A 17,581-nucleotide genomic window follows, 5' to 3' on the forward strand; every position below is an offset into this window, starting at 1 on the left:
AAGATCAAGCCGTCCGGAACTTCAAGTGCGACCGATGATTGACTGAGGCAAAAGCCAAGGAGATGAGAAAATGAGCACGGAAACCGATATCCGCGAGCGGTTCTGGGCGGACCTGTCGGCCAGCCCCTTCCTGATGGTCGGGCTGCAGGGGTCGCAGAAGCATCACTTGCCGATGACGGCGCAGCTCGACCCGTCGGCCAATCACTGCTTCTGGTTCTACACGGCCAAGGATAATCGACTGGCGCCCGGCGGTCCGGCCATGGCGCAGTTCGCGGCGAAGGACCATGATCTGTTCGCCTGCATCGACGGCACGCTGACGCCCGAGACCGACCCGGCGATCATCGATCGCTACTGGTCCAAACAGGTGGAAGCCTGGTATCCGCAGGGCCGGAACGATCCCAATCTGCTGATGCTGCGCTTTGACCTCAACACCGCCGAAATCTGGCGCGCGGACCTGTCGATCAAGGGCGTGTTCAAGATGATGTTCGGCGGCGACGTGCGGTCGGAAATGAAGGGCAAGCACGCCGAAGTGTCGCTCTGATCGTCCCCACCCACAATTAGCGGCCGCGCTTGTCGCGGCCGCTTGCTTTTGGCGCGCTTTGTCGCCATATGCGCTGCGGCGCAGCAACCGGCTCTCACAGGCCCACAGCGATTGGCAGCGTGATCGTCCCCGAAGCCGCAAGAGCGGGAAGGGACCGGCCAATGACAAGCCTGCGCCAAGCTTTGAGGCTTCCCTTTTCACGCGGGTCGTTTCGTAACCCGCCTCGCGCCCTCTCTGTGACAGTCACGGACAGCCGGCGCCGGCCGACATGTGAGACTATCATGGAATTCACCGATCTGGGCTTGTCCGAGCCGATCCTGAAGGCGCTCGCCGCCAAGAAATACGCCAACCCGACGCCCATCCAGCAAAAGGCGATCCCTGTTCTGCTGGAAGGGAGTGACCTGTGCGGCATCGCTCAGACCGGCACCGGCAAGACCGCGGCATTCGCGCTGCCTAGCCTCGACTATTTCGCGCGCCATCCCAAGCCCACGCCCGTGCGCGGCTGCCGCATGCTGGTGCTGTCGCCCACGCGCGAACTGGCCGCGCAGATCGCGCAGAGCTTTCGCGACTATGGCCGCTTCCTGAAGCTGAGCGTCGAAACCGTGTTCGGCGGCGTGCCGATCAATCGCCAGATCAAGGCGCTGTCGGGCGGCGTCGACATCGTCGTTGCGACGCCGGGGCGCCTGCTCGACCTGATCGATCAGCGCTGCTTCACCATCAAGGACACGGAAATCTTCGTTCTCGATGAAGCCGACCAGATGATGGACATGGGCTTCATCCATCCGTTGAAGCGCATCGCCAAGCTGCTGCCGACCGATCGGCAGAACCTCTTCTTCTCCGCGACCATGCCCAAGGAGATCGAGGCGCTGGCCGGCCAGTTCCTGAAGGATCCGGTCAAGGTCAGCGTCGCGCCGCAATCGACCACCGCCGAACGGGTGCGTCAGCAGGCGACCTTCGTCAACCAGGCGGAAAAGCAGGCGCTGCTGCATATCGTCCTGAAGCAGGAAGAGATCGATCGCGCGCTGATCTTCACCCGGACCAAGCATGGCGCCGACCGCGTCGTGCGTTTCTTGGAAGGGGCGGGCATCGATGCGTTCGCCATTCACGGCAACAAGAGCCAGGGCCAGCGCACGACGGCGCTCCAGGCTTTCCGCCAGGGCAAGGTCAAGCTGCTGGTCGCGACCGATATCGCCGCGCGCGGCATCGACGTGTCGGGCGTCAGCCATGTCATCAATTTCGAAATCCCCAATGTCCCCGAACAATATGTCCACCGTATTGGGCGCACTGCGCGCGCGGGCGCCGAGGGCGTCGCGATCAGCTTTGTGGCGGATGACGAGCGGCCTTATCTGAAGGCGATCGAGCGCGCCACGCGCGTCAAGCTCGACGTGGTGCCCTTGCCCGAGAATTTCCTGGAAGCGGTCCGCAATCTTCCCAAGCCCGCACCGCAGCGCAAGGGGCCCAGCCAGAGCCCGGCGCAGCAGGCCAAGCGCGCCGAGGGGCAGCGGCGCTATCAGGACCAGCAAAAGGCCCAGCGCGGCGCGCCCGACAAGGCGCATCGCGGCGAAGGTGATGGCGCAGGCGCCAAGAAGCCCTTCCGCCGTCGTCGGCGCGGCGGCGTCGGCGCGCACAAGGGCGCGGTGCAGCGCACCAGCGTGCGCTGAGCATAGCGGGAGGAGAGGTGGCGTGCGTCGCCTCCCTTCCGCGATATTGTAAGTAGCGGTTCAGGAAAAGGACGCTAGGCTCTGCTGCCTATGCGTTTTCCCCCTCGCCGTTCGGCTGCTTCGCTCCTCACCCTTTCCCTGCTGCTGGCGGGCTCGCCGCAGTCTTTGGCGGCCGAGGCGCAGCCGGCGGCCGCTCCGGTGGAGCGGGGCGCCGGCAAGGCACAGCTTCGTCCCTGGCTTTACGAAAATAGCGACGTGCCGATCGATGCCGCGTGGCGGTTCGGCACCCTGCCCAACGGGCTGCGTTACGCCGTGCGGCGCAATGGCGTGCCACCGGGCCAGGTATCCGTTCGCCTGCGGATGGATGTCGGCTCGCTGATGGAGCGGGACGATGAGCAGGGCTATGCCCACTACATGGAGCATCTGACCTTCCGCGGATCGCGCCATGTGCCCGACGGCGAATCGAAGCGGATCTGGCAGCGGCTGGGCGTCACCTTCGGCAGCGACAGCAATGCGCAGACGACGCCGACCGGCACGACTTACGCGCTGGACCTGCCGCAGGCGACGCAGGCGACATTGGGCGAAAGCCTGAAAATATTGGCGGGCATGATGGCCGATCCCAATATCATCGACGGCGCCGTTGATGCCGAGCGAGCGGTGGTGATGGCGGAAAAGCGGGAAGGCGAGGGGCCGCAGAGCCGCATTTCCGACGCCAGTCGTCAGCATTTCTTCGCTGGCCAACCGCTTGCGAAACATGCGCCGATCGGCACGGTCGAGACGCTGAAGGCGGCGACGGCGGCCAGCATGGAGGCGTTCCACCAACGCTGGTATCGGCCGGAAAATGCCGTGATCGCGATTTCCGGCGACATTGATCCCGCGCTGGCGGAGCAGTTGATCAAGGATAATTTCGCCAGCTGGGCAGTGCCCGGCAAGGGCGCCGCCATTCCCGATTTTGGCGCGCCCGATCCCAAGCTGCCGGCGACCAACGTGTGCGTCGAACCCGGCGTGCCGGTCGGGCTGACGATGGCTTGGCTGCGACCCTGGAAGGCTCATGCCGATACGATCGTCTACAATCAGGATAAGCTGACCGACATGCTGGCGCTGCAGATCGTCAGCCGGCGGCTGGAACAGGCGGCCCGGACAGGGGGCAGTTTCCTCCAGGCGAGCGTCGAGCAGCAGGATGTCAGCCGATCGGCCGATGGCACGTTCCTGTCCATCATCCCCAGCAATGATGATTGGCAAAAAGCGCTGCACGATGTGCGCGCCATCGTCGAAGACGCCAAGGCGGCCCCGCCCAGTCAGGCGGAGATCGACCGCGAATATGCGCAGATGGACACGGCGCTGGCGATCCAGGTGGAAAATGCCTCGACAGAGGCGGGCGCCAAGCAAGCGACCGATCTGGTAAGCGCGGTCGATATTCGCGAAACGACGGTCAGTCCGCAGGCTGCGGTGGAGATTTTCCGCGCCGGCAAGCCCGCCATGACGCCGCAGAAGATACTGGATTCGACGCGCCGGCTTTTTTCGGCCGGCGTATTTCGGGCGATGCTGGTGACCAGCAAGGTCGAGCCGGGGTTGGACCAGCGACTTGCGGCCGCTGTCGCGGCGCCGGTCAAGGCGGCGACGAATGCGCGCCTGTCCGACAAGCCAGTGACGATGGATGACCTGCCCAAGCTCGGCGCGCCGGGTACGGTGGTGTCCCGCGCCGCGGTGGGTCTGCCGGGCATGGAAACGATCAGCTTCTCCAACGGGGTCAAGCTGACCCTCTTCGCCAATGATGCGGAGCCTGAAAAGGTGCGGATCAACGTCCGCTTCGGCCATGGGCAGCAGGCCTTTTCCCCCGACAAGCCCGTGCCCAGCTGGGCCGGCGGTTACGCGCTGGTGGCGAGCGGCATCGGCAAGCTGGGGCAGCGGGAACTGGACGAACTGACCATCGGCCGCCGCATGGGCATGGAATTTTCCATCGACGACGACGCCTTTGAACTGCAGGCGGTCACGCGGCCGGCGGATTACAAGGACCAGTTGCGGCTGTTCGCCACCAAGCTGGCGGCGCCAGGCTGGGACCCTGCGCCGATCGGCCGCGTCAAGACGGGCGCGATCGTCGCCTATGACGCCATGTCGCGAGCCCCCGATTCCGTGCTGGGCCGGGACCTTAACTGGCTGCTGCACGACAAGGATGTGCGCTATCGCACCCCATCGCGCGCCGAAATTGAAGGGCTGACGCCCGAGGCGTTTCGCGCCACCTGGGCGCCGGTGCTGGCGTCGGGGCCGATCGAGATCCAGATTTTTGGCCATGTGCAGGCGGATGATGCGATAAAGGCCGTCGCCGCTACCTTTGGTGCGCTGCCCGCCCGGCAGGACGCGCCGGTGCCGGCGGCGAACAAGGTGATGCGCTTCCCGGCCCATGTCGAAAAGCCGGTGATCCTGCGGCACCAGGGCGACAAGAGTCAGGCCGCCGCCGTGATGGCTTGGCCGACTGCGGGGGGATTTGCCTTACAGCAGGAAGCGCGGCAGCTGGAAATCCTGACGCAGATCTTCAACGACCGATTGTTCGAAAAGCTGCGATCGACCGAAGGCGCGGCCTATTCGCCGAGCGTCCAGAATAACTGGCCATTTTCCTATGAAAGCGGCGGCTACATCCTGGTGACCAGTCAAGTGCGGCCCGACCGCGTCAATTATTTCTACGACGTGGTCAAGGCTACCGCGGACGACCTTGCCCGGAACCCCGTCAGCGCCGACGAACTGCAGCGCGCCGTCGCGCCGATGCAGCAATTGCTGATGCGCGCGAGCACCGGCAACGCCTTCTGGATGAGCCAGATGGAGGGCGCCACGCATGATCCTCGCTATGTCCAGGCAATGCAGACCATGGCCAAGGACATGCTGAGCGTCACCCCCGCCCAGTTGCAGGCTCTGGCGGCCAAATATCTGGTGCCGGGCAAAAGCTGGTCGACGGTCGTGTTGCCGGAAGGCGTGGCCGCGAAATAGGGAAAGAGATCCGTTGGCGAGCGCGCGCTTCCATGCGCTTCAGCGTACGGCCTTGAGGCCGGCGACGATCATCTGCGCGGCGCGATGCGCGGCGACGGGGGCGCTCAGTCGGGGTCTGGACAAGCTGCGATGGCCGAACCCGAACATGCAGGCAAGCAGCATCTCCTCTGCCGCATCCAGCGCCTCGCCCGTCAGATCGCGATTGGCGACGCACGCAAACTCCCGCAGGGTTGTGCGGAATCCCGCACATAACTCGCCGATCGTTTGCCGCACGGCGTCGTTGCGAAAGGCTTCGGCCAGTATGTCGAACGAGAGTGCTTCGTCCTTTTCCTCGGTGGTGTGCAGCAACATCTGTTCAAACGTCTGTTCGATTGTGAGGGCGCCGGCGTCAAGCTGCTTGCGCAAGGCCTGCATTGTCACGGTCCAGGCGTCAGCATCGGCCTGAACCAGGGCCTCGATCACATCTTCCTTGCCCTTGAACAAACGGTAGATCTGGCCGACCGATACTTGCGCGGACGTCGCAAGCTGCGCCATCGACGTCTGGTGGAACCCGTTCGAGCCGAACAGCGCGCGCGCGGCGTCCATAATTCGCGCTCTGCCACCCTTCTCATGCTGCACTGCAACCATTTCTAACTCCATTGGCCTTTTGAGCCTTGAAGTTTCTGTGGCATGATACTACCTGCGCGGCAAGCGGAATGAACGTTCATTCTGATCTCAGGTTCATAACGAAACGGATCCAGGCGATGCAAAAGGGGATTTTCACCGGACTGCTGGCGTGTGCGTCGGCTTTGGCGCTGAGCGGATGCGGCGAAAGCCAGCCTCCGGCTCCGCCACCCCCTGCGGTTGGGGTTGTCACGGTCAAAACCGAGTCGGTGCCGCTTGTGAATGAGCTGCCGGGGCGTGTTGCCGCACTGGAAACAGCGGAAGTCCGTCCGCAGATCAGCGGCGTGATCCGCCGCAGCCTCTTTCCCCAGGGCGGCTTCGTCCGCGCGGGACAGGTGTTGTTCGAAATTGAGGATGCGCCTTACCGCGCCGCTTTGGCGCAGGCGCAAGGTTCGCTCGCGCGGGCGCAGGCAACCATCGGTTCTACCAGCCTCCAGGCGCAGCGTTACAAGGATCTCGTTGGCATCAACGCGGTAAGCCGACAGGAATATGACAATGCCGTGGCGACCGCCCAGCAGGCGCGGGCCGATGTTGCGGCGCAACGCGGTGCGGTTCAGGCTGCGCAGGTCAACCTCGGCTTCACCCGCATTCGCGCGCCCATTTCCGGTCATATCGGCCGATCGCTCTTTACCGCAGGCGCGCTGGTTCAGGCTGGCCAGGCCGATCCCCTGGCGACGATCCAGCGGACTGACACCGTCTATGTCGACGTGACTCAGTCGGCCGCCGAAATCATCAACCTCAAGCAGGCGATGAAGACGGGCGGCGTGAGCGAGGCGGAAGGTGCGCGCATCCAGCTGCTGCTTCCCAATGGCAGCACCTATCCGATCGAGGGCAGGCTGCAATTTTCCGAAGTGACGGTCGATCCCAATACGGGCGCGGTCACGCTGCGCGCGACTTTCCCCAATCCCGAAGGCCTGCTGCTGCCGGGCATGTATGTCCGGGCGCGGCTGGTCGAAGGGCGGCGCAATGAAGCGATCCTGGCGCCGCAGCCCGGTATCAGTCGCGATGCGCGTGGCCGCGCGACGGCGATGGTCGTGGGCAAGGGCAACAAGGTCGAGATGCGGCAGGTCGAAGTCGATCGTGCGGTCGATGGCAAGTGGATCGTCACCAGCGGCCTCAAGCCCGGCGACAAGCTCATCGTGGAGGGATTGGTGAACCTGAAGCCCGGCACGGTCGTCCGCCCCGGCGCGCCGCAACAGGTGACCGCGCCGAACAACGCCGCGCAGGCAACGGCCAAACCGGGCGGCGCTTCTGCCGCCCAGGGCGAGGCCAACTAAGCCATGGCCCGTTACTTTATCGACCGACCCATCTTCGCATGGGTCATCGCCATCGTCATCATGCTGGCGGGCCTGTTGGCGCTGCGTTCGCTATCGGTGGCGCAATTCCCGGAGATCGCGCCGCCTGCGGTGACGATCCAGACCACCTATCCGGGCGCCAACGCCCAGACGCTGGAAAGCACGACGACGCAGATTATCGAGCAACAGCTCAAGGGTGTCGACAATCTGCGCTATTTCTCGTCCACCAGCGACGGGTCGGGCAATCTCAACATCACGCTGACCTTCGAACAGGGAACCGATCCCGACATCGCGCAGGTGCAGGTGCAGAACAAGCTGTCGCAGGCGACGCCTCTGCTGCCCCAGGAAGTGCAGCAACAGGGTCTGCGCGTCGGGAAATCGACCTCCAGCTTCCTGCTCATCATGGCGGTCTATGCCGATGATGGCATTCACGATCAGGAGGACGCGGCCGACTTCATCGCTTCGACGCTCCAGGATCCGATCAGCCGCGTCACCGGGGTCGGCGATACCCAGTTGTTCGGGTCGCAATATGCCATGCGCATCTGGCTCGATCCCTACAAGATGGCCAATCTCCAGATCACGACCGGTGATGTGAAGTCCGCCATCCAGGCGCAGAACGCGCAGGTATCCGCCGGTCAGATTGGCGGCGCGCCGTCGCCCAAGGGGCAGGCGCTGAACGCCACCGTCACCGCGCAATCGCGTCTGCGCACCCCCGAGGAGTTCAGCAATATCCGCTTGCGCAGCAACAGCGACGGGTCGGTGGTGCTGATGTCCGACGTTGCGAGGGTCGAACTGGGCGCAGAAAATTACGGCTTCGGAGTCAAGTTCAACGGCTCGCCGGCATCCGGCTTCGGCGTGAAGCTGGCACCGGGGGCGAATGCGCTGGACACGGTTGAGGCAGTGAAGGATCGCGTCGATCAGCTGTCGGCCAACTTCCCGAGCTGGGTCAAATATGATTTCCCGGTCGACAATTCGACCTTCGTCGAATTGTCGGTCGAGCAGGTGATCCATACGCTGTTCGAAGCGATCCTGCTCGTCTTCGTCGTCATGTTCATTTTCCTGCAGAACTGGCGCGCGACGCTGATCCCGACGATCGCGGTGCCGGTGGTGCTGCTGGGAACGCTGGCCATCCTCTATGCCGCTGGTTTCACCATCAACACGCTGACCTTGTTCGGCATGGTGCTGGCGATCGGCCTGCTGGTCGATGATGCGATCGTCGTGGTGGAGAATGTCGAGCGTTTGATCCAGGATGAGGGGCTCAGTCCCAAGGAAGCGGCGAGGAAGTCGATGGACGAGATCAGCGGCGCGCTGATCGGCATCGGCCTGGTTCTGTCCGCAGTGTTCCTGCCCATGGCTTTCTTCGGTGGCTCCACCGGCGTCATCTTCCGGCAGTTTTCGATCACCATCGTGTCGTCGATGATCCTGTCGGTGCTGGTGGCGTTGATCCTGACGCCTGCGCTCTGCGCCACCATCCTGAAGCCTGCCTCGCACGGTCATGACCAATGGAAGGGCCGGTTCGGATCGATCTTTGGCCGGTTCTTCGGCTGGTTCAATCGCACCTTCGACAAGGGCGTGACGCGTTATGGCCAGGGTGTGCAGAAGGTGGAGCGCCGCTGGGGCCGCACCATGCTGCTCTATCTGCTGATCGTCGTCGGCATGGCGTTCATTTTCCTGCGCCTGCCTGCCGGCTTCTTGCCCGACGAGGATCAGGGGATCATCATCGCGCAGCTTTCGCTCCCCGCCGGGACCACGCTGGAGGAAACGGAGCGCACGCTGGCGCGCATGCGCGACCATTATCTGGTCGATGAAAAGGACAATGTGGCGGCCGTCTTCACCATCGCGGGCTTCGGCTTCGTAGGGCAGGGGCAGAATGTCGGCATCGTATTCACCCGAATGAAGGATTGGGACGAGCGTTCAGGCAGCGAGAATGCCGTTCCCGCCATTGCCCAACGAGCCAATATGGCGTTCCAGAAGATCTCCGCGGGCATGGCCTTCGCCTTCGTGCCGCCGGCGGTACAGGAACTGGGCAATGCCTCGGGCTTCGATTTCCAGCTGCTCGATCAGGGCAATCTGGGCCATGAGAAGCTGCTGGCCGCGCGCAACCAGCTCCTGGGCATGGCGATGGGCGACCAGCGCCTGGCGCAGGTGCGTCCCAACGGCCTGGAGGATACACCGCAGCTCAAGCTGAACGTCGATCAGGCGGCGGCTGGTGCATTGGGAATCGCCCAGGCTGACGTCAACGACACGATCAGCACAAATCTCGGCGGCTCCTACGTCAACGACTTCATCGATCGCGACCGGGTGAAGCGGGTCTATGTTCAGGCGGATGCGCCCTACCGCACCTCGCCCGACGCCATCGGCGCCTATCATGTTCGCGGCAGCAGCGGTCAGATGGCGCCGCTTTCGGCCTTCGCCACGACCGAGTGGGTGCAGGGGCCCGCGCGGCTCGAGCGGTTCAACGGGGTTCCCTCGATGAACATCCAGGGATCGCCCGCACCCGGCGTGTCTAGCGGCACGGCGATGCAGGCCATGGCGGAACATGCCGCCAAGCTGCCTGCCGGTATCGGCTTCAGCTGGAACGGCATCTCTTATGAGGAGCAGATTTCCGGTGGTCAGGCGCCCTATGTCTATGCGCTGTCCATGCTCATCGTCTTCCTCTGCCTTGCGGCGCTGTACGAAAGCTGGTCGGTGCCGATCGCGGTCATGCTTGTCGTGCCGCTTGGCGTGCTGGGCGCCGTTATCGCGGCGACCTTGGCGGGGCTGAACAATGATATCTATCTGCAGGTCGGCCTCATCACCACCATCGGCGTATCGGCAAAGAACGCGATCCTGATCGTCGAATTCGCCGAAGAGAAGATGCGCGAAGGTTTGCCGCCCGCGCAGGCGGCGCTGGAAGCGGGCAAGCTGCGTCTGCGGCCGATCCTGATGACCAGCTTCGCCTTCATCTTCGGCGTGCTGCCGCTGGCGATGTCGACAGGCGCGGGCGCCGGCGGGCAGAATGCGATCGGCTGGGCCGTCGTCGGCGGCATGTTGTCGGCCACCGTGCTTGCCATCTTCTTCGTGCCGGTCTTCTTCACGGTCGTGAAGCGCCTGTTCCGCGAACATCATCATCATCAATCGGCGGATGATGCGGGCCGGCCCGCGTCGCCGCAGGAGGCCTGACATATGCGCAGCATCAAGGCGCTGGGCGCCGTCACCCTTTCGCTGGCGCTGGCCGCGTGCGACATGGCGCCCAAATATGTGCGCCCGGAAATGCCCGTGCCGACGTCGACGCCGCAAGGCCCGGCCTATGCCGAAGGCGGGGAGGGTCAGGCGATCGTCCCCGCAGATACGGCGTGGCGCGATTTCTTCACCGATCCGCGCCTGGCGCGCGTGATCGAAACCGCGCTGTCGAACAATCGCGACCTGCGGATCGCCATGGCCAATGTCGAGCAGGCGCGCGCGCAATATCGCGTCCAGCGTGCGGACCTGCTGCCCACTGTGGCGGCGGGCGGCACAGCGACTTATCAGGACCAGCCCTTTTCGCAGGCGGGATCCGGCCGGGCCGACATTTACCAGGCCCAGGTCGGCACCTCCGCCTGGGAAATTGATCTGTTCGGCCGCATTCGCAATCTCAGCCGGGCCGCGCAGGAACAATATTTCGCCAGCGTGGAAACCCGCAATGCGGCGCAGACCAGCCTGATCGCGGAAACCGCCAACGCCTGGCTCACCATGGCGGCGGATCAGGAGCGTTTGCGTATCGCGCGCGATCTGGAGGGCGCGTTCGGCAAGACGCTCGCGCTCACCAAGGCGCGGTTCGAACGCGGCATCGCTTCCGAACTGGAAGTGCGCCAGGCGCAGACCAGCTATGACCAAGCGCGATCGGACATTGCCGAAGCGACGACGCTGGTGGCGCAGGACCAGAATGCGCTGAACCTGCTCGCCGGAACAACGGTGCCGGCGGCCGATCTGCCCGACAGCCTGCCGCAGGCCGGGGCGACGATCGAGAATCTGCCGGCCAATGTCAGCTCGGACATTCTGCTGCGCCGGCCGGACATCGCCTCGGCCGAGCATCAGCTGCGCGGCGCCAACGCTAATATCGGCGCGGCGCGTGCGGCCTTCTTCCCGAACGTCTCGCTGACGACGGCCTTCGGGTCGCTCAGCCTGGGTCTTTCGAACTTGTTCGGGTCGGGCTCGAGTTTCTGGTCGGTCTCGCCGACAGCGAGCGTGCCGATCTTCGATTTCGGCCGCAACCAGGGCAATCTGCAATATGCCAGGGCGACGTATGACGCCATGCTGGCGACCTATGAGCAGAGCATCCAGACCGGGTTTCGCGAAGTGGCCGACGCGCTGGCGCGGCGCGGCACGATGACGCAGCAAATGGAGGCGCAGACGTCGCTGCGCGATTCGGCCCGCGTCGCCTATACGTTGTCGGAAGCACGCTTTCGCGCCGGCGTCGACAGTTTCCTCACGACGCTGGATTCGCAGCGCACGCTCTACACCGCGGAGCAATCGCTCCTCGCCACGCGACTGACCCGTGCGACGAACATGGTGGAGCTGTATCGCGCCATGGGCGGCGGCCTGAAATAGAATTTGGGCGCAAGGCGCGGGAGGGCGTGGTTTTGCGATCGCGCTATGTCGGACGGGTCCCATGGAGCTTGGCATGACGCTCTTCCGCGCTTTTCACTTGTCCCCATTAGGTCGTCTCTCGCTGATCGCTTGTGACGACGGCCTGATGGCGGTGCTCTGGCCGGATGATCCGCCAGGGCGCGTGCCCCTGCCGGATGGCGTCGACGCGCCCGACCATCCGGTGCTGAAGGAAACCGGCGCGCAACTCGACGCCTATTTTGAAGGCGCGCTGCGACGGTTTGACCTGCCGCTCGCTCCGCGCGGCACCGCGTTTCAGCGCGGCGTCTGGAAAGCCCTCGATATGATCCCCTTCGGCGAGACGCGCAGCTATGCCGACATCGCCCGCGCCATAGATCGGCCGGGCGCCGTCCGGGCGGTGGGTGCAGCCAATGGCCGCAATCCGCTTTCGATCGTCACGCCATGTCATCGGGTCGTCGGGAGCAACGGCATGCTGACGGGCTTTGCCGGCGGGATCGAGGCCAAGCAATGGCTGCTCGCGCACGAACGGCCGATCGCCACGGATTGATTCCTGTTCTGCCGCCAGCCATTGCCGCTTAAGGTCCTTGCGAGGCAGGGCAGGACGAAACGGGAGCGGCATGGCAGCGAATCTGGAGATCATAGTGAGCGACATTGCCGCCACGATCGGCAGCGCCGACGACCGGGGCCGCGTCGCCAGCTATATTCCCGAACTGGCAAAGGTTGATCCCGGCCAGTTCGGTATCGCGATTGCGACCGCCAATGGTGACATGATCACCGGCGGCGACTGCGCAGTCGGCTTTTCGATCCAGTCGATTTCGAAGGTGTTTGCGCTCACGCTGGCGCTCGGAAAGGTCGGCGACCAGCTATGGGAGCGGGTCGGGCGGGAGCCTTCGGGCACCGCCTTCAACTCCATCGTTCAGCTGGAACATGAACATGGCATCCCCCGCAATCCCTTCATCAATGCCGGGGCGATCGTCGTCACCGACATCAATCTGGGCGGACATCAGCCCCGTGTCGCCATCGGCGAGATGCTGCGCTTCCTGCGTTATCTGGCGGGAGACGAGGACATCGCCATCAACGAGGCGGTTGCGGCGTCGGAAACAGCCTCGGGCTTCCGCAACATGGCGCTCGCCAATTATATGCGCGCCTTCGACAATGTCCGTCATCCGGTCGACCTGGTGCTTGGCGCCTATTTCCACCAATGCGCGATCGAGATGAACTGTCGGCAACTGGCGCTGGCCGGGCGCTATCTGATGCTGGACGGGCGGCACCCCGACGGCGGACGGGTCGTGTCGCCAAGCCGGGCGCGCCGCATCAACGCGTTGATGCTGACCTGCGGCCATTATGACGCGTCCGGCGACTTCGCCTTTCGCGTCGGCATGCCTGGCAAGTCGGGCGTGGGCGGCGGCATTCTGGCGATCGTGCCGGGCCGCGCGTCCATCGCGGTGTGGTCTCCCGGTCTCAACGCCAGCGGCAACAGCCATCTCGGGACATTGGCGCTGGAGGAATTGGCGCGCCACACCGGCTGGTCGATCTTCAGCCCAGCCCCGGCCGGTTCATGAGCGGCGGGCCTAGCCCACTTCGTCGGCGCGGAGCCGGCGCAGCTTGGGCGCGGTCTGCATCTGTGCGGCGTCCTTGATGCCCTCACGCAAGTCCTCGCGAGTCTGGTGGATCGACGCGATCACTGGCCCCATGGCCACGCCCAAATCCACCAGCGCGGTTTCCGCCAGCTGCAGCGAGCTTTCCAGCGTTTCCGGCACGGCGTCGCTCGCGCCGGCCTTGTAGAGTTGCGCCGCATGATCGGTGTCGCGCGCGCGGGCGATGATGGGCAGGTCGGGCACCCATCCGCGCACGCGCTGCGTGACCCGCACCGACAGCACGGGATCGTCCATCGTCAGAATGAGCGCGCGAGCATGGCCCAGGCGCAGCCGGTCGAGCATTTCGGTGCGCGCCACGTCTCCGAACAGGATGGGATAGCCTGCCCGCCTGGCTTCCGCGACCACATCAGGATCGGACTCCACCACGATGAAACGCTGGCTGTGCGTGCGCAAAAGGTCGCACACCATCCGCCCGACCCGTCCAAAGCCGATCACGACCGCGGCGGCTTCGGTCTGTTCCTGTTCGGTTTCGACTCGCTCTTCGCCCAGCGCCATTTCCAGTCGGCGGGCGATGTCATGGCCGATCCGCGCGAGCAGTGGCGTGATGGTGAGGCCGATGGCGGTGACGATCTGCCAGAAGGCGGCGGTAGAGGGCAGGATGAGCTGCGCCGTCGCTGCCGCGGAGAGCACAATGAGCGTTGTTTCCGACGGGCTGGACATCAGCACGCCGACCTCCAACGCCACGCCTTTGCGCGCCCCGGAGAAGTAGAGCAGCCCGGCGGTCACGAGCGTCTTGCACAAGACGACGCCGACCACGGCAAGCATCAGGCTGGGCCAATTGGCGAGGATGACGCGCAGGTCCAGACTCATGCCCACGGTGATCAGGAAGACGCCCAGGGCCAATCCCTTGAACGGCGCGGTGATAACCTCGACCTCGCCATGATAGTCTGTTTCGGCGATCAGCAGGCCCGCGACCAGAGCGCCCACTATCGGCGACAGGCCGGCGATAGACGTCGCCATGCTGGAGATGATGACGACCAGCAGGCTGGCGGCCAGAAACACTTCCGGGCTCTTGGTGCGCGCGGCCTGGCTGAAAATATGGGGCAGGGTGATCCGGCCCATGATCAGCATGACGCCGACGGTAATGCCGCCCTTGAGCAAGGTGCCGGCCAGTTCGCCCCAAGCCTCGTCGGGGCCGCTCGTCACTGAGGGCGCCAGCGCCCCCAGCATGAAGATGATGGGGACGAGCGCCAGGTCTTCGAACAGGAGCATCGAGAAAGCGGCGCGGCCCACGGCGCTTTGCGTGCCGACCATCGGCAGCACCACAGCTGTAGAGGATAGGGCGAGCGCCAGACCCAGGCCAATCGCGCCGGCCGCGGGCTGACCCAGCAGATACAGGCCCGACGCGATGAGCAGGCCGCTGCCGATCAGTTCGGCGGCACCTACCCCGAACACCTGGGTGCGCATCGACCACAAGCGCTTGATACTGAGCTCAAGTCCGATGGAGAAGAGCAGCAGGATGATGCCCAAGCCCGCAAAAGGCTCGATCGCCGCGCGGTCCGATATGGTGACATGATAGAGCCAGGGATACCGATCGACCAGGGAGCCGAGGCCCGCGGGCCCGACCGCGAGCCCCACCAGGATGAAGCCGATGACCGGGCTGATCCGGAAGCGGGCGAAACCGGGAATGACAAGGCCTGCAGCCCCCAAAATTACCAGGGAGTCACTGAAGCTGTCGGGATCGATTGCGCCTGTCATGCCGCCATCATCGCGGCTGGCGCTGTGAAAGGCCAGTATCGAAATGGAAAAAAGCGCAATTGGATGTGGCGCGGCTGGGGAGGCGGAGGCCCGTCTACTGCTGGTGCGGACGGCGGGACTTGAACCCGCAATTCCAGGGGAAGGCGGATTTTAAGTCCGCTGCGTCTACCGATTTCGCCACGTCCGCGCTGTACCGGCCATAGCCCGCGCGGCGATCAGGTCAAGCGACAGGCGTGAGAACAGTCAGGCCTCGCTGCCGCTGTTCAACCGCTCGCGCATTTCCTTGCCCGGCTTGAAATAGGGGACGCGCTTGGCCGACACCGGCACTTGTTCGCCGGTACGCGGATTGCGCCCCGTCCGCGCATCGCGTGCGCGCGTCGTGAAGGCGCCGAAGCCACGCAATTCGACGCGACCGCCCGACGCAAGCCGATCGACAATCTCCTTGAAGAACAGGTCGACGATCCGCTCGACCTCCGGCACGGTCAGCCCCGGATTTTCTTCGGCCAGTTTCTGGATCAATTCCGATCGGATCATTGGTTCTCCAGCGCCTCTCTGCTGTTCCCCTGCCTATTTCATACTGTTTTTGTAACGCGTTGACAATCGGCAGCCGCAGGATCGTTTCGCCTGTGTCAGAACGGGAAAGGCCCGCCGAACCAGGGGTCCGACGGGCCTTTCGCCAAAGTCTTCTGAAGGGATCAGCCTTCGTTCTTGGCCTTGAGCGCTTCGCCCAGGATGTCGCCCAGCGACGCGCCGCTGTCGGACGAGCCATATTGTGCCACAGCCTGCTTCTCTTCGGCGATCTGCATCGCCTTGACCGAGAAGGTCGGCTTCTTGGCGCGGTCGAAACCGGTGACCATGGCGTCGAACTTCTGGCCGATCTGGAAGCGCTCCGGACGCTGTTCGTCGCGGTCGCGGCCCAGATCGCTGCGCTTGATGAAGCCGGTGGCGCCGTCTTCGCCGGCCTGGACTTCCAGACCGCCGTCGCGGACTTCCAGAACGGTCACGGTGACGATCGCGTTCTTGTTGAGGCCAGCGGCAGCAGCAGTGGTGCCGCCAGCAGCCGGACCACCACGTTCAAGCTGCTTCATGCCCAGGCTGATGCGCTCCTTCTCGACGTCGATGTCGAGAACGACGGCCTGAACCGTCTCGCCCTTGCGGTGCAGCGCCAGCGCGTCTTCGCCCGAAATGCCCCAGGCGATGTCCGACATGTGGACCATGCCGTCCACGTCGCCGTCCAGCCCGATGAACAGGCCGAACTCGGTCGCATTCTTGACTTCGCCCTCGACGGTCGAACCAACGGGATGACGCTCGGCGAAGCTGTCCCAGGGGTTGGACTGGGCCTGCTTGAGGCCGAGGCTGATGCGGCGCTTTTCAGGATCGACTTCCAGAACGATGACGTCGACTTCCTGGCTGGTCGAGACGATCTTGCCGGGGTGGACGTTCTTCTTGGTCCAGGACATTTCGCTGACGTGGACCAGACCTTCGATGCCCGGCTCCAGCTCGACGAACGCACCATATTCGGTGATGTTCGTGACGCGGCCCGACAGCTTGGCGCCGACCGGATACTTGGCGCTGGCGCCTTCCCACGGATCGCTTTCCAGCTGCTTCATGCCGAGCGAAATGCGCTGCGTGTCGCGGTTGATGCGGATGATCTGGACACGGACGGTGTCGCCGATGTTGATCATCTCGTTGGGGTGGTTGATCCGCTTGTACGACAGGTCGGTGACGTGCAGCAGGCCGTCGATGCCGCCCAGGTCAACGAACGCACCATAGTCGGTGATGTTCTTGACGACGCCTTCGATGATCTGGCCTTCGGCCAGCGTCTGGATGAGGCCGCTGCGCTGTTCGGCGCGGGTTTCTTCCAGGATGGCGCGGCGCGACACGACGATGTTGCCGCGGCGGCGATCCATCTTCAGGATCTGGAAGGGCTGCGGAATGTCCATCAGCGGGGTGACGTCGCGCACGGGGCGGATGTCGACCTGGCTGCCGGGCAGGAATGCGACGGCGCCGTCGAGGTCGACGGTGAAGCCGCCCTTGACGCGACCGAAGATGACGCCTTCGACGCGCGCGCTTTCGGTGAATTCGGCTTCCAGCTTGTCCCAGGCCGCTTCGCGGCGGGCGCGGTCGCGCGACAGCATGGCTTCGCCATGGGCGTTTTCGACGCGGTCGACATAGACTTCGACTTCGTCACCGACCTTGAGATCAGCCTTCTGGCCCGGCATCGCGAATTCGCGCAGCGGCACGCGGCCTTCCGACTTCAGGCCGACGTCGATGACGGCGAGGTCGTTTTCGATGGCGGTAACGGTGCCCTTGACGACGCGGCCTTCGAAGCCGCCGTCCTCGCCACCGAGGGAATCATTGAGAAGCGCGGCGAAATCGTCGCGCGAGGGGAATGCCACAGAGGCCATGGTTAGTCCTTCACTCGTCATTGCTGGCCAACCGGTTGTGTCCGATGGTCTTTGGCCAAACCACTCGACGGGCCGAATACCCGCAGAG

Annotated in this window: 12 protein-coding genes and 1 tRNA gene; 8 read left to right on the top strand and 5 right to left on the bottom strand. The window is 64.4% G+C overall.

Annotated elements, in window-relative coordinates; all coding sequences use genetic code 11:
* Window positions 1–70: 70 nt before the first annotated feature.
* The 3 genes from ACGGKE_RS01160 (at window position 71) to ACGGKE_RS01170 (ending at window position 5,184) form a co-directional block, all read left to right on the top strand.
* Window positions 71–541 (top strand): pyridoxamine 5'-phosphate oxidase family protein, encoded by a 471-nt coding sequence (locus ACGGKE_RS01160; RefSeq protein WP_394439352.1) that lies wholly within the window; start codon window positions 71–73, stop codon window positions 539–541.
* A 281-nt stretch (window positions 542–822) separates the two neighbouring features.
* Window positions 823–2,202: a DEAD/DEAH box helicase gene (locus tag ACGGKE_RS01165; RefSeq protein ID WP_394439354.1), complete on the top strand. Its 1,380-nt coding sequence runs from the start codon at window positions 823–825 to the stop codon at window positions 2,200–2,202.
* 90 nt (window positions 2,203–2,292) lie between these two features.
* Window positions 2,293–5,184, top strand: coding sequence for a M16 family metallopeptidase (locus ACGGKE_RS01170; RefSeq protein WP_394439356.1), 2,892 nt, complete (start codon window positions 2,293–2,295; stop codon window positions 5,182–5,184).
* Between the two features lie 39 nt (window positions 5,185–5,223).
* Here the strand turns inward: ACGGKE_RS01170 and ACGGKE_RS01175 are convergent, their stop codons facing one another.
* Window positions 5,224–5,811 (bottom strand): TetR/AcrR family transcriptional regulator, encoded by a 588-nt coding sequence (locus ACGGKE_RS01175; RefSeq protein ID WP_394439357.1) that lies wholly within the window; start codon window positions 5,809–5,811, stop codon window positions 5,224–5,226.
* A gap of 116 nt (window positions 5,812–5,927) precedes the next feature.
* Between ACGGKE_RS01175 and ACGGKE_RS01180 the strand changes: the two genes are divergently transcribed.
* The 5 genes from ACGGKE_RS01180 (at window position 5,928) to ACGGKE_RS01200 (ending at window position 13,291) form a co-directional block, all read left to right on the top strand.
* Window positions 5,928–7,124 carry an efflux RND transporter periplasmic adaptor subunit gene (locus ACGGKE_RS01180; protein WP_394439358.1) on the top strand — a complete coding sequence of 399 codons (1,197 nt, stop codon included), beginning with the start codon at window positions 5,928–5,930 and terminating at the stop codon, window positions 7,122–7,124.
* 3 nt (window positions 7,125–7,127) lie between these two features.
* Window positions 7,128–10,304 (top strand): efflux RND transporter permease subunit, encoded by a 3,177-nt coding sequence (locus ACGGKE_RS01185; protein WP_394439360.1) that lies wholly within the window; start codon window positions 7,128–7,130, stop codon window positions 10,302–10,304.
* A gap of 3 nt (window positions 10,305–10,307) precedes the next feature.
* A complete protein-coding gene (locus ACGGKE_RS01190) occupies window positions 10,308–11,711 on the top strand; it encodes an efflux transporter outer membrane subunit (protein WP_394439362.1) in 1,404 nt (467 codons plus the stop codon).
* A gap of 73 nt (window positions 11,712–11,784) precedes the next feature.
* Window positions 11,785–12,276: a methylated-DNA--[protein]-cysteine S-methyltransferase gene (locus ACGGKE_RS01195; RefSeq protein WP_394439364.1), complete on the top strand. Its 492-nt coding sequence runs from the start codon at window positions 11,785–11,787 to the stop codon at window positions 12,274–12,276.
* 70 nt (window positions 12,277–12,346) lie between these two features.
* Window positions 12,347–13,291 (top strand): glutaminase, encoded by a 945-nt coding sequence (locus ACGGKE_RS01200; protein WP_394439366.1) that lies wholly within the window; start codon window positions 12,347–12,349, stop codon window positions 13,289–13,291.
* A 9-nt stretch (window positions 13,292–13,300) separates the two neighbouring features.
* Here the strand turns inward: ACGGKE_RS01200 and ACGGKE_RS01205 are convergent, their stop codons facing one another.
* The 4 genes from ACGGKE_RS01205 to rpsA form a co-directional block, all read right to left on the bottom strand.
* Complete coding sequence (locus ACGGKE_RS01205) at window positions 13,301–15,085, bottom strand: cation:proton antiporter (protein WP_394439368.1); 1,785 nt, start codon at window positions 15,083–15,085, stop codon at window positions 13,301–13,303.
* Between the two features lie 101 nt (window positions 15,086–15,186).
* Window positions 15,187–15,272: transfer RNA gene (locus ACGGKE_RS01210), tRNA-Leu, on the bottom strand.
* Between the two features lie 56 nt (window positions 15,273–15,328).
* A complete protein-coding gene (locus ACGGKE_RS01215) occupies window positions 15,329–15,619 on the bottom strand; it encodes an integration host factor subunit beta (RefSeq protein WP_228166238.1) in 291 nt (96 codons plus the stop codon).
* A 161-nt stretch (window positions 15,620–15,780) separates the two neighbouring features.
* Window positions 15,781–17,493, bottom strand: coding sequence for a 30S ribosomal protein S1 (gene rpsA / locus ACGGKE_RS01220; protein ID WP_394439371.1), 1,713 nt, complete (start codon window positions 17,491–17,493; stop codon window positions 15,781–15,783).
* Between the last annotated feature and the right edge of the window lie 88 nt (window positions 17,494–17,581).

This window comes from Sphingobium naphthae, assembly GCF_043589935.1.
GTDB classification, from domain to species: Bacteria; Pseudomonadota; Alphaproteobacteria; order Sphingomonadales; family Sphingomonadaceae; genus Sphingobium; species Sphingobium naphthae_A.